At 40.6% G+C, this 12,473-nt stretch carries 12 protein-coding genes, 1 tRNA gene and 1 other RNA gene; 6 read left to right on the forward strand and 8 right to left on the reverse strand.

The window, feature by feature from the left end; all coding sequences use genetic code 11:
- Positions 1 to 12: 12 nt before the first annotated feature.
- On the reverse strand, positions 13 to 486 hold the full coding sequence (gene smpB, locus AVJ20_RS01425) for an SsrA-binding protein SmpB (protein WP_078191351.1): 474 nt from the start codon (positions 484 to 486) through the stop codon (positions 13 to 15).
- A 137-nt stretch (positions 487 to 623) separates the two neighbouring features.
- Here smpB and coaD point away from each other — a divergent pair, with 137 nt between their 5' ends.
- The 4 genes from coaD (at position 624) to AVJ20_RS01445 (ending at position 1,936) form a co-directional block, all read left to right on the forward strand.
- Positions 624 to 1,115 (forward strand): pantetheine-phosphate adenylyltransferase, encoded by a 492-nt coding sequence (gene coaD / locus AVJ20_RS01430; protein ID WP_078191350.1) that lies wholly within the window; start codon positions 624 to 626, stop codon positions 1,113 to 1,115.
- Position 1,116: 1 nt separating this feature from the next.
- Entirely contained in the window at positions 1,117 to 1,380 is a 264-nt protein-coding gene (locus tag AVJ20_RS01435) for a YfhL family 4Fe-4S dicluster ferredoxin (RefSeq protein WP_078191349.1), read from the forward strand.
- 26 nt (positions 1,381 to 1,406) lie between these two features.
- Positions 1,407 to 1,786: RNase P RNA component class A (gene rnpB / locus AVJ20_RS01440), an RNA gene on the forward strand.
- Positions 1,787 to 1,859: 73 nt separating this feature from the next.
- A tRNA-Met gene (locus AVJ20_RS01445) sits at positions 1,860 to 1,936 on the forward strand.
- A 67-nt stretch (positions 1,937 to 2,003) separates the two neighbouring features.
- Here the strand turns inward: AVJ20_RS01445 and AVJ20_RS01450 are convergent.
- On the reverse strand, positions 2,004 to 2,501 hold the full coding sequence (locus tag AVJ20_RS01450; RefSeq protein ID WP_228157139.1) for a hypothetical protein: 498 nt from the start codon (positions 2,499 to 2,501) through the stop codon (positions 2,004 to 2,006).
- A gap of 243 nt (positions 2,502 to 2,744) precedes the next feature.
- On the opposite strand from AVJ20_RS01450, the gene AVJ20_RS01455 reads away from it, so the two are divergent.
- Positions 2,745 to 4,193 carry a KAP family P-loop NTPase fold protein gene (locus tag AVJ20_RS01455; protein ID WP_111883886.1) on the forward strand — a complete coding sequence of 483 codons (1,449 nt, stop codon included), beginning with the start codon at positions 2,745 to 2,747 and terminating at the stop codon, positions 4,191 to 4,193.
- Here the strand turns inward: AVJ20_RS01455 and AVJ20_RS01460 are convergent.
- From AVJ20_RS01460 to carA, 5 genes are all read right to left on the reverse strand, one after another.
- On the reverse strand, positions 4,171 to 4,791 hold the full coding sequence (locus AVJ20_RS01460) for a CatB-related O-acetyltransferase (RefSeq protein WP_111883887.1): 621 nt from the start codon (positions 4,789 to 4,791) through the stop codon (positions 4,171 to 4,173). The genes AVJ20_RS01455 and AVJ20_RS01460 overlap by 23 nt on opposite strands.
- 74 nt (positions 4,792 to 4,865) lie before the next feature.
- Positions 4,866 to 5,738: a class I SAM-dependent methyltransferase gene (locus AVJ20_RS01465; RefSeq protein WP_111883888.1), complete on the reverse strand. Its 873-nt coding sequence runs from the start codon at positions 5,736 to 5,738 to the stop codon at positions 4,866 to 4,868.
- A gap of 192 nt (positions 5,739 to 5,930) precedes the next feature.
- Positions 5,931 to 6,407: a transcription elongation factor GreA gene (greA, locus tag AVJ20_RS01470; RefSeq protein ID WP_078192164.1), complete on the reverse strand. Its 477-nt coding sequence runs from the start codon at positions 6,405 to 6,407 to the stop codon at positions 5,931 to 5,933.
- Between the two features lie 107 nt (positions 6,408 to 6,514).
- On the reverse strand, positions 6,515 to 9,745 hold the full coding sequence (gene carB / locus AVJ20_RS01475) for a carbamoyl-phosphate synthase large subunit (RefSeq protein WP_111883889.1): 3,231 nt from the start codon (positions 9,743 to 9,745) through the stop codon (positions 6,515 to 6,517).
- A gap of 13 nt (positions 9,746 to 9,758) precedes the next feature.
- Positions 9,759 to 10,901 (reverse strand): glutamine-hydrolyzing carbamoyl-phosphate synthase small subunit, encoded by a 1,143-nt coding sequence (gene carA, locus AVJ20_RS01480; protein WP_078192162.1) that lies wholly within the window; start codon positions 10,899 to 10,901, stop codon positions 9,759 to 9,761.
- 309 nt (positions 10,902 to 11,210) lie between these two features.
- On the opposite strand from carA, the gene AVJ20_RS01485 reads away from it, so the two are divergent.
- Positions 11,211 to 11,696: a hypothetical protein gene (locus AVJ20_RS01485; protein WP_111883890.1), complete on the forward strand. Its 486-nt coding sequence runs from the start codon at positions 11,211 to 11,213 to the stop codon at positions 11,694 to 11,696.
- Between the two features lie 234 nt (positions 11,697 to 11,930).
- Here AVJ20_RS01485 and AVJ20_RS01490 read toward each other — a convergent pair whose 3' ends face one another.
- Positions 11,931 to 12,470 (reverse strand): DOMON-like domain-containing protein, encoded by a 540-nt coding sequence (locus AVJ20_RS01490; RefSeq protein WP_111883891.1) that lies wholly within the window; start codon positions 12,468 to 12,470, stop codon positions 11,931 to 11,933.
- Positions 12,471 to 12,473: the final 3 nt, after the last annotated feature.

The following is a 12,473-nucleotide window of genomic DNA, read 5'->3' on the forward strand; positions in this document are numbered from 1 at the left end:
TTTTTATTGACCTTATTTATGAAAAATACGGGCTTTATCGCGCTGCCAATCACGGTCTTTTTCCGTTGCACGCTTGTCGTGAAGCTGTTTACCTTTTACTAGGGCAATTTCAAGTTTGGCATGAGGACCTTTCCAGTAACATGCCAAAGGCACACATGAATAACCTTTTTGGTTAATTGCACCTTGTAGTTTTTCAATTTCACGGCGGTTCAGCAATAATTTACGAGTACGTGTTGCTTCAGGCACCACATGTGTCGAAGCACTCAGTAAAGGTTGCACTTGAGCGCCGAATAAAAATGCTTCACCATTTTTAAACGTAATATAGCTCTCTACGATAGTCATTCGACCCGCACGCATTGATTTGACTTCCCAGCCTTGTAATGAAAGGCCCGCTTCAAATTTTTCTTCAATGAAATAATCGTGACGCGCACGCTTATTTAGGGCAATCGTACTGCTACTATTTTTTTTAACTACTGCTTTCGTCATAATCAAAAACTTCCAAACTTAGCACTATTGTACCCGAACTTTGAATAAGATGAAGTTTTTAAATTTACAAGCTGACTTCACCTATAAATCAAGATTTTGTTAAAATACCCATCTACAAAATAACAGAGTACAACTGGATGTCTAAAACTCGTGTAATTTATCCGGGCACATTCGATCCAATTACTAATGGTCATATCGACTTAGTGACACGTGCATCACGCATGTTTGACGAAGTTGTCGTGGCAATTGCAATTGGACATCACAAAAACCCTGTGTTTAGTCTGGAAGAACGTGTTGCACTAGCGCAAGAGTCTTTAAGTCATTTGTCAAATGTTGAGTTTGTAGGTTTTGATGGGCTGTTGGTCAACTTCTTTAACGAGCAAAAAGCAACAGCCGTGTTACGTGGTTTACGTGCAGTTTCAGATTTTGAATATGAATTTCAATTGGCAAATATGAATCGCCGTTTGGACAGTAAATTTGAAGCCGTGTTCTTAACCCCATCAGAGCAATATTCGTTTATTTCATCTACGCTCGTGCGTGAAATTGCACGTTTAAATGGTGATGTCACTCAGTTTGTACCACAAGCTGTTGTGGAAGCCTTTAAGCGTAAACAACAGCAAGGTTGGTAGAGTGTCTTTATATATCACTGATGAATGCATCAACTGCGATGTCTGTGAACCTGTATGCCCCAATGAGGCGATTTTCATGGGGGAACTCATTTATGAGATTAACCCTGATTTGTGTACGGAATGCGTTGGGCATCACGATAAACCGCAGTGTCAGTTGTTCTGTCCGGTAGATTGTATCCCATTGGATCCGGCACATCCTGAAACTCAGGAACAGCTTCAACAAAAGTACGAAAAACTAACTGCTCAAAAAACATCAAGCAATTAGTTGTCAGATTTGTTAGAATGCGCCCCGAAGTGAACCAGACGATCGCTGCTGTGTATAGGTCTCCGTGACTAAAGCAGGGGAGGAAAGTCCGGGCTTCATAGGGCAAGGTGCCAGGTAACGCCTGGGCGGTGTGAGCCGACGGAAAGTGCAGCAGAGAGCAGACCGCCTTCATTATGGTTTTGAGCAATCGAAATCGGAGGTAAGGGTGAAAGGGTGCGGTAAGAGCGCACCGCATGACTGGTAACAGTTCATGGCATGGTAAACCCCACCGGAAGCAAGACCAAATAGGGATCCTTTAGGCATGGCCCATGCTGGATCCGGGTAGGTCGCTTGAGCGTATGAGTGATTGTACGCCTAGAGGAATGATCGTCCTCGACAGAACCCGGCTTATCGGTTCACTTCAACAAATTTTGATCAAATACGCGCATTATGGGCTTGACGATATTTAAATATCCCTCCATAATGCGCGCACAGTTTAAGGCTATGTAGCTCAGTTGGTTAGAGCACCGCACTCATAATGCGGGGGTCACAAGTTCAAGTCTCGTCATAGCCACCATATTCAAAAAAAGACCACTCCGATTGAGTGGTCTTTTTTTATGTCTCAATTTTCCAAATTTAAAAAATTAACGATAAACAAAACGACGCATACCTGCACGTAAGGCAAATGCGCCATGCATATATACGCCACCGAGCCAATACGGCACATTAAAAACTTCTGAATAGCGATATTTAACTAAAGCAAACTCAGCCAATAGTCCTTCAAAGAACATCCCACCAATGGCAAGCATAATAGCTAATATCAGTAGCCATGTACGCTCATAGCTAAATAACCAGCGAATAAAAAAGCTAATATAGAAAATCCAACACAATGCTTTTGGGTGGAAGTTACCAAAACCACTGAGTATGTAGACAATCGCAAAGAGCACCAAAGCCTCAATCAATGGAGCTGTACCGTCGTGATGGCAACTGAGCTGAGTCATTACATAGTGTTTAAGTAGTTGTGTAAGTTGAATATAGCTTAATGCCATGAAAGCAAAGGCAATAAAAAAGCCAGGGAATACCCACCAAGCTTGATGGAAAAATAAATGGGTTGGGATAACTAAGCGTCTGGGTATAGACATGAATCGCATCGCAAAAAGTTGCGACGACTGCTGCCAGTAGGGCAAGTATAAATATGCCTGAGAATTGAGTGGTTCTCGTCATCATTCATCCTGAAAAGTGTTTTTTTTTATTTTGTGAGTTCTTTATAGTCTGTATTTAAGGAAAAGGCTATGACAAGTTGCGAGACGCTCATGTGTTAAATGTTAATTTATAGCGCTACTGCTATACTCAATGCATAGTTAACTTGATGAATATAAATAGAAATGATGAATAACCAATTAAACTGGGCTAAAGATAATTTTGAGAATATTGAAACTGCATGGGAGGGTGATCTTTGGGATCGCCGCCGTTTAGGGGAACAGCTTACAAGTTATGTTGATCGCTTAAATTGTGGAGCTGTCCTTGCTGTGGATGCACGATGGGGTGAGGGCAAAACGTGGTTTGTCCGACATTGGGCAAAGCATTTAATGGATACTGAGCATAACGTCATTTACCTAGATGCATTTGCTAATGATTATTTGGAAGATCCATTTCTTGTTATAGCCTCTGAAATTGCAGCGAAACTAGATAAAACTGCTGATAAGCGTTTGGTACATAAATTTAAGAAAGCTACTGCGGTTATGCAACAAGGTCTTTTAACAATAGCTCCTACACTGATTGCATCAATGATCAGTTGTGCATTAACTGGTGGCGTTATTCCTTTTATAAAAGTGGATAGTGAATCAATCAAAGATAAAATAGATGATGCTATTGATGATGTGGCTAATAACATTGGTGAAAAAGTCACAGAAGCTATTCAAAATAAAATTGATAGTTATGAAGAGGAAAAACAATCTTTGCAGGCTTTTAAAAGTACATTAACTGAGTTAGCTGCAAGTTTAGAAAATCCCTTAGTTTTTATTATTGATGAGTTGGATCGTTGTCGCCCTGATTTTGCGATACGATTAATTGAGAGGGTTAAACATTTCTTTGATATTCCTAAAATTGTTTTTGTTCTAGTTATGGATAAAACACAGTTTTCAAGGGTGGTTTGTCATAATTACGGTTATGATGAAAAAATTGGGGAAGAGTATTTAGATAAATTCATTGATTTTTTTATTAAGCTAAATCCTACAAAAATTGAAAATAGATTGAGTTTTATACAGGATAAATTGCAGGAACTAGGCATTAGCATAAGAGTCGGACAGTTTAACAAAATTGACTACTTATTTTCATTTATGGCTTTGCATTGTAAAACTACAACGCGATCATTAATTAAAATAATTCATAGTTTTAACTTATTAGCTTTAAATGATTCTCTTAAAAATCAAATATTAGTAATTTATTTGTTTTTAGGTAAAAACTTAAAAGATAGAAAATCAACGGTAGATGTATACGAATACATTGTGCAATGGTTTAAGGAAATTATTGATGCAGATTTAGCATTAACACAGCAGCTATTAGCGTTTAAAGATGACATGGAGTCTAGGGGGAGAGTAATTAATACACATCAGTTATATGGGCAGGTATTAAATGACTTTCGAAGTGTACATATAGCTAGCATATTTATGCGATATTTTGATGAATACCAAAAAAATCCTGACAGTGACTATTATTTACAGAAGATAAGTATGCAGCCAATGAGTTCATATGAAGATGAAGATTCAGTGGACTTCAAAAAAAGAATGGGAATTTTACATTTCGAGTGGATTATCCATTTAAATAGGTTATGAGATTTTTAGCGTCATCCGTTTGCAATTTTTCCCGCATCTTTAAAAACTGCTTTTCATCTAAGTCATAGAGCTTAAGGGAAAGCAGTTTTTTGATATTTTCTTCAGAAAAGCGATATTTAATAATTTTAGCAGGGACTCCGCCTACAACAGCATAAGGCGGTACATCTTTGGTTACCACCGCGCCTGTAGCCACCACAGCACCTTCACCAAGAGTCACACCTTGCATAATCATCGCACGTGAGCCGATCCAGCAGCCATCACCAATGATTGTGTCACCCGCAGGGACAAAACTCCGTGTATCAAATGGAAAGGCTGAAATCCAGTCTGTGCGGTGGAGTTGGTTACCGCCCATCATAATCACGCATTCTGCGCCAAAACAGACAAAATTACCGATATGTAGCTGGTCTATCGGCTTCTCAGCTGTTGCAGGTTTATCATGCAGATAACGCACCACACAGCGCTCAAAACCCTGATCCCAATATGCAGAATAATATGAATAATTACCTTTGATGTGAATATTAGGGTTCTTCACTGTTTTAGAGATGAACTCAAACTCACACCAATGATTTACAGGTGAATTAATCAATTTTTCAGACATAAGGTTTAATAGCAATAATGATTCGCATGACTATTTTAGCTGACTCATTATAAATGTCGACTATAGATAAATGCTTAAGCTTGTTTTAAATGCAGCAAATGCGTGGCTTGAGTATGTCGTATTCCATCTTTACGATTCGCAAAATAACGCTGTGTAATGTCATGTGCAGATAAATCTTCTAAGACTACATAACCCAGATTTGTCACGGCACGGTGTAACTCATTACTGTGAAATGTCCCAATAATGGGTTCACTTAAAAAATAGGTAAATTTGGAAACAGCAAATGATCCGACACGCTCTATACCAGTTAAATCTTGATAGGGAATGGAATAGTCTAAAACCAATTCGCTACCTGAGGCTGCAAATTCGGCAATGGTTTGCAAGGTGCTCATAGTTATTTCTGGTTTTAAATAATGCGTCGTTCCAAGCCAAGAAAAGAAAGTTGGTTGCTTTGTATCATAAGAACTCCGTTTTAAGGCATGCGCTAAATTTTCTTTTTCAAAATCAATAGAAACAAACTCAACATGGTCTGGAATATGTCCGAGTTTCTGTAAACTTCGTATTTTTAATGTTTGAGTATCTGGGTGATCAACCTCAAAAATTTTAATATCTGAGTATTTCTGCTCTAATCGGAGGACAAAAGAATCTAAACCTGCACCAATCAGCACATATTGTTTAATTCCTTGTTGTACTGCCTTTTCTAATTGATCTTCGGCATAGCGTGAACGTGCCACCACCTGTGCGGTGAGTAATCCAAATGTTTGGTTAGGAATTTTACTATTTAACGCTTTTATACATGCACGACTTGAAAGCAGTCGACGCCAAATTGGACTGGTGAAATGAAAGGCATAAGGGTCGGAAAAAACAGGTTGGTTCGCATATAAATAATGATTTGCGCGAATGGCAGCGGCAGCTTGTGCCGTTCGGCTTGCATGTCCAAATTTCATCGTGTGTTATGACTCTTTTTGTTTTAGATAACACTTTAATGAAATAAGCCATTTGAACAATGACGTATTCAGTCGACTATTGTTGCTGAACGTACATTTTGGTCACTCGATAGCATGCATTACCTAAGCGAAAAACATAGAACAATAAAAAACCCCTCAAAAGAGGGGCTTAAAATTGCTTATCTTAATGAATTAAAGATATTCAACTTTAGAAATTTCATACTCAACTTCACCTTGTGGTGTGTTGATTTTTACATCGTCGCCTTCGTTTTTACCCAAAAGACCACGCGCAATTGGTGAATTCACAGAGATTTTATTGATTTTAAAATCTGCTTCGTCATCACCAACGATTTTATAAGTCTTTTGTTCTTCAGTATCTAAGTTTTCAATGGTCACTGTCACACCGAAAACTACACGGCCATTTTGCTCAAGTGATTTAACATCAATCACTTGGCAAGCACCCAGTTTACCTTCGATATCTTGGATACGGCCTTCACAGAAACCTTGTTGCTCGCGAGCAGCGTGGTATTCTGCGTTTTCTTTCAAATCCCCATGTTCACGCGCTTCAGCAATTGCTGCAGTAATACGTGGACGATCAACACTTTTAAGTTGCTGTAATTCTTTCTCTAGGGCAATTTTGCCTTCGGGAGTCATAGGATAACGTTGCATTGTTGTCCCTCATGTTTGTAAAAAGAAAAAATCAGTAAAATTTTTACTGACCTAGAAATGAAAAAAAGCCCGCCACCGAGAGGTGGCGGGACTTCTCGGTAACTTAATTAACCTTTAGTAAGGTCTTGTAAGCGGTATACATCCATTGGCAATTTGATTGCTAAAGCTTGGCATACTGCATCAGCACCGTTAAGGGTAGTTGTGTAATACACTTTACCTTGTAATGCAGAGCGGCGGATCGAGAATGAATCTTCTTGAGCCTGTTTGCCTTCAGTTGTATTGATAATGAGGTGAACTTCGCCATTTTTCAAGCGGTCAACGATATTAGGACGGCCTTCAGTCACTTTGTTCACACGTTCACATTCAATACCAGCATCTTTAATCACATCATAAGTACCGCCAGTAGCGATCACTTTAAAGCCAAGATCTGTCAACTGTTTCGCAATACCAACAGCACGAGGCTTGTCAGAATGACGAACAGATAAGAATGCATGTTTAACTTCGCCTTCCGTTGGTAGGCCTGGTAAACGGTCATTAGAGCCTAACACAGCTTTATAGAACGCTTCACCAAATGTTTTACCTACACCCATCACTTCGCCTGTAGATTTCATTTCAGGGCCAAGAATTGGGTCAACACCAGGGAATTTGTTGAATGGGAACACAGCTTCTTTTACAGAGAAGTGTTCAGGAATAATCTCTGTAGTGAATCCTTGAGATTCTAGAGATTGACCTGCCATACAACGCGCAGCAACTTTCGCTAAAGATTCACCGATACACTTAGAAACGAACGGAACAGTACGTGATGCACGTGGGTTCACTTCTAGAATGTATACGTCAGTACCTTTAACCGCAAACTGTACGTTCATTAAACCAATTACGCCAAGCTCTTTTGCCATAGCGATGGTTTGACGACGCATTTCGTCCTGTACTTCTTGAGATAAAGAGTAAGGAGGAATAGAACATGCTGAGTCACCTGAGTGAATACCAGCTTGTTCGATATGCTGCATGATACCGCCGATCACAACGTCTTTACCGTCAGATACGCAGTCCACGTCAACTTCAATCGCATCGTCAAGGAAGTGGTCAAGAAGTACTGGCGCTTCGTTAGATGCTTGAACCGCATCACGTAAGTAACGTTTCAATTCTTCGTCGTTGTACACGATTTCCATCGCACGGCCACCAAGTACATAAGATGGACGTACCACAAGTGGGTAGCCAACTTTTGCTGCTTCAGCCATACCTTCTTCAGCAGATTTTACGATGCTGTTGTTTGGTTGACGAAGTTGTAGACGTTGAATCATTTGTTGGAAACGTTCACGGTCTTCTGCACGGTCAATCGCGTCAGGTGATGTACCAATAATTGGCGCACCAGCTTCTTCTAAAGCACGAGCCAATTTAAGCGGAGTTTGACCGCCGTACTGAACGATAATGCCTTTAGGCTTCTCGATACGCACGATTTCAAGTACATCTTCCAAAGTAATTGGTTCGAAGTACAAACGATCTGATGTGTCGTAATCTGTAGAAACCGTTTCAGGGTTACAGTTCACCATGATGGTTTCATAGCCGTCATCACGCATTGCAAGGGCAGCGTGTACACAGCAGTAATCGAACTCGATACCTTGACCAATACGGTTAGGACCACCACCGATGACCATGATTTTGTCACGGTTCGATGGGTTTGCTTCACATTCTTCATCGTAAGTTGAGTACATGTAAGCTGTATCAGATTCGAATTCAGCCGCACATGTATCTACACGTTTGTAAACTGGAGTTACGCCCAAGTTCCAGCGGTGTTTACGGAATTGTTTTTGTGAAATGCCCATCAAGTCCGCAATGCGAAGGTCAGATAAACCTTTGCGTTTGAACGAACGGATGTTGTCAGCGTTTAAGTCACCAAAACCTAAAGATTTGATTTTCTCTTCAGTTTTGATGATGTCTTCGATTTGGATCAAGAACCAACGGTCAATATTCGTCGCAGCGAACACTTCATCTAACGTGAAACCATGACGGAATGCATCGCCAACGTACCAAATACGCTCAGGACCAGGCACTTTAAGTTCTTGAAGGATTTTCTCTTTCGCACCTTCAGTACCCACTTCGATTTTTTCATCAAAGCCAGCAGCACCCACTTCAAGACCACGAAGCGCTTTTTGTACTGACTCTTGGAAGTTACGGCCAATTGCCATGACTTCACCCACAGATTTCATCTGTGTAGTTAAAGTTGCATCAGCTTGTGGGAATTTCTCGAAGTTGAAACGAGGAATCTTAGTCACAACATAGTCAATCGCAGGTTCGAATGATGCAGGAGTTGTACCGCCAGTGATGTCATTTTTCAATTCATCAAGGGTATAACCGACTGCCAATTTCGCTGCAATTTTTGCAATTGGGAAACCGGTTGCTTTAGATGCCAAAGCAGATGAACGAGAAACACGAGGGTTCATCTCGATCACAACCATACGGCCATCTTTCGGGTTAATACCGAACTGAACGTTCGAACCACCCGTTTCTACACCAATTTCACGAAGTACTGCTAAAGAGGCATTACGTAAAAGTTGGAATTCTTTGTCTGTTAATGTTTGTGCAGGGGCAACAGTGATTGAGTCACCTGTGTGCACGCCCATTGGGTCAAAGTTTTCAATGGTACATACAATGATACAGTTGTCGTTTTTGTCACGAACAACTTCCATTTCGTACTCTTTCCAACCAATCAATGATTCATCAATTAAAAGTTGGTGAGTAGGAGAAAGGTCGAAACCGCGTTCACAGATCTCGATAAATTCTTCTTTGTTGTATGCGATACCACCGCCTGAACCACCCATCGTAAATGATGGACGGATAATCACAGGGAAACCGAAGCGTGCTTGAATTTCTAACGCTTCTTCCATTGATTCAGCGATGTCAGCTTTTGGACATTCAAGACCAATTTTACGCATTGCTTGGTCGAAGAGTTTACGGTCTTCGGCTTTTTCAATTGCTTCTTTCGTCGCGCCAATCAATTCAACATTGTATTTTTCTAAAATGCCGTGCTCATCAAGGGCGAGGGCACAGTTCAATGCAGTTTGACCACCCATTGTTGGAAGAACTGCATCTGGGCGTTCTTTCTCAATGATCGCTGCAACAGTTTGCCACGTAATCGGTTCGATATACGTTGCATCTGCCATTGCAGGGTCAGTCATAATCGTTGCAGGGTTAGAGTTAACAAGAATAACTCGGTAACCTTCTTCACGAAGCGCTTTACACGCTTGCGCGCCTGAATAGTCAAACTCACACGCCTGACCAATCACAATCGGACCAGCACCAATAATTAAGATGCTTTTAATGTCTGTACGTTTAGCCATGATGCTTCCTTAATTACTTCTTAGATGCTTCGATAAGTTCGATGAAATGATCGAACAATGGTGCGCAGTCATGTGGACCAGGGCTTGCTTCTGGGTGACCTTGGAAACTGAACGCAGGTTTGTCTGTACGATGAATCCCTTGCAGGGTTTGGTCGAACAGTGATTTGTGCGTAGCTTTCAAGTTTGCAGGCAAAGTTTCTGCATCCACTGCGAAGCCGTGGTTTTGAGAAGTAATCATCACTGTACCATTTTCTAAGTTTTGTACAGGATGGTTAGCACCGTGGTGACCGTGAGGCATTTTCACAGTTTTTGCACCTGATGCAAGTGCAAGAATTTGGTGACCTAAGCAAATACCGAATACAGGTACATTACGTGCGTCTTCTACAATTGTTTTTACAGCTTCAATTGCATAATCACATGCTGCTGGATCGCCGGGGCCGTTCGATAAGAACACGCCATCTGGATTCAGCGCAAGTACATCAGCAGCAGGAGTTTGCGCAGGCACGACAGTCAATTTACAACCGCGGTCTGCGAGCATACGTAAGATGTTGGTTTTGACACCGTAGTCGTATGCTACAACATGGAATTTAAGTTCTGGTTGAGCGAAACCTTTACCAAGCGCCCAAGAGCCTTCAGTCCACTCGAAACCGGTCGGATCACAGCATTCTTTTGCAAGGTCTAAACCATTAAGACCACCAAAAGCACGTGCTTTAGCTAACGCTTCTTCTTCAGTCGCGTTTTCACCAGCAAGGATACAACCGTTTTGCGCACCTTTTGATCGCAGAATACGCGTTAATTTACGAGTATCAATATCTGCGATAGCAACAACATTGTGTTGTTTAAGGTAATCACTTAGTGATTGCTCAGCACGGAAGTTGCTATGCAATAAAGGTAGGTCACGAATGATCAATCCGTTGGCCCATACTTTATGAATTCGACCTGACTCAGCGTCTTCATCATTACAACCTGTGTTACCGATATGTGGGTAAGTTAGGGTCACAAGTTGTTGTGCATAACTTGGGTCAGTCAAAATTTCTTGATAGCCAGTCATGGCAGTGTTGAAAACGACTTCACCAGTCGTACTACCCGATGCGCCAATTGAAGTACCTTTAAAAATAGTACCATCGGCAAGGGCTAAAATTGCTGGGGTGCTCAAACCAAAGCTCCTGAAATTTAGGCTGTAAAAAAGCGAGAAGACGAAAAAAAAGGAAGGCTGCTTAAAAACCTACCCTCCTTACATCTGCTCGCTTGAACTTAACACGGCATTATACGCAGAAAGCCACTGAAAGTCCATTGTAAATATTAGGAATAAAGCAGATAAAGCGCTTGCATTTTAGAATAAAGTTTGGTTTTGCAAAATCGTAGAAAAATGTAAGCAATTAATTATTGTCAGACAAATCATAAATTAAAATTTATCAATAAGCGCTATTGTGGTTCGGTCAGCAAAAACTATAGGTACAAAGTCATGGCAACACAACAAAAACAAACAGCGGCTAAATCCTCCCTGAAAGAAGTCGTTATCGAAGGTGCTGAAAAGCTTGAACAAGTTGCAAAAGAAGCGAGTGTCCAAGCCACAGAAGCGGTCACTGAAAGCAAAGAAAAGATCGGAGCAGAGGCAAAGCAGTTGAATGCCAGTGTGCAAGATCAATTGCGTCAGTTGAAGCAAGATGTGTTGAATAAACTTGATCAGCTAAAAGTTCAATTTGGTTCATCGCAAAAAGATTTTAGTGAACTCAAAGAATTTGTGAAAACTGAGTTTAATGCGGTTATTGATGATCTTTCAAAACTTGGAAAAGAGCTGAAAGAAGATGTGACCCAAATTTCAGGAAAACACAAAGATCATCTAACAGAAACATTTAAGCGTTCTAAGGAACATACTTTAGAAGCGTGGAAAAAAGTTTCACCACTGAAAGCTGATGTTACGGATCAAACCACAGATCTTAAAAGTTAATTGTGAATGACATGAATTTTAAAACGCTTAAGTTAAATCTAGTCATTCCAAGGAGCTGGATTGGGTGAGAGCGAATTAAACATCAAGTTAGCACTATGCATAAGGGAGTCATTAATGGCTCCCTTATTGTGAATGGTACATTTAAGTCCAAAGCAGTTATTTAAAAATAGACAGGCAATAAAAAAACAAAAGATCGTACTTTTGCTTTTTATCGAAGATCAAAACATTAAAAATTTAGAACTGATGTAGCCAATCACGTTTGTTGTGAAAGTCAGCATTTGGACTACTATGCTGCATGGCATAGTACTGTTCACCTTGAGGGGTTTTCAGTACTGCAGTTAGACCAATATAGAGATCTTCCCATTTAAGTTTGTACTTCAGCATAAATTCTGTTAGATCAAGACTGACATTTAAGCCATAGTGCGTCCGTTTCAACTGATTCAGTTCGATATCGTAAGCAGCTTGTGGCGGCATATCTTCTGGATAGCGATATTCTTCAAACTGGTAAACCTGCCAAGCTTGTGAAGGGGAGAGGTTGATTTCACGATAAAAGTCTTCGTTGCGTACACCAATAAAAACTTCTAAGCAGGTCTGTTCCCACAAAAAATCGATTCGTGGGTGAGATGATACCAATTCAGGCCATTGAATCAGTTGGTTTGGGTCTCGAATCCAATAACCCACATTTAAAGTATATGGGCTTTGTTGTTCGATAGCACCAACGACTGATACAGCCTGAAAGCGACGATCAAAAGCGCTGAGTTCGAAACTTGCCATAAA

It is taken from the genome of Acinetobacter sp. CFCC 11171 (genome assembly GCF_003268405.1).
Lineage (GTDB): Bacteria > Pseudomonadota > Gammaproteobacteria > Pseudomonadales > Moraxellaceae > Acinetobacter > Acinetobacter amyesii.

Coding starts and splice junctions, on each gene's coding strand:
- smpB (WP_078191351.1), bottom strand. CDS start 486: ATGACGAAAGCAGTAGTTAAAAAAAATAGTAGCAGTACGATTGCCCTA.
- coaD (WP_078191350.1), top strand. CDS start 624: ATGTCTAAAACTCGTGTAATTTATCCGGGCACATTCGATCCAATTACT.
- AVJ20_RS01450 (WP_228157139.1), bottom strand. CDS start 2,501: ATGTCTATACCCAGACGCTTAGTTATCCCAACCCATTTATTTTTCCAT.
- AVJ20_RS01455 (WP_111883886.1), top strand. CDS start 2,745: ATGATGAATAACCAATTAAACTGGGCTAAAGATAATTTTGAGAATATT.
- AVJ20_RS01460 (WP_111883887.1), bottom strand. CDS start 4,791: ATGTCTGAAAAATTGATTAATTCACCTGTAAATCATTGGTGTGAGTTT.
- AVJ20_RS01465 (WP_111883888.1), bottom strand. CDS start 5,738: ATGAAATTTGGACATGCAAGCCGAACGGCACAAGCTGCCGCTGCCATT.
- greA (WP_078192164.1), bottom strand. CDS start 6,407: ATGCAACGTTATCCTATGACTCCCGAAGGCAAAATTGCCCTAGAGAAA.
- carB (WP_111883889.1), bottom strand. CDS start 9,745: ATGGCTAAACGTACAGACATTAAAAGCATCTTAATTATTGGTGCTGGT.
- AVJ20_RS01485 (WP_111883890.1), top strand. CDS start 11,211: ATGGCAACACAACAAAAACAAACAGCGGCTAAATCCTCCCTGAAAGAA.
- AVJ20_RS01490 (WP_111883891.1), bottom strand. CDS start 12,470: ATGGCAAGTTTCGAACTCAGCGCTTTTGATCGTCGCTTTCAGGCTGTA.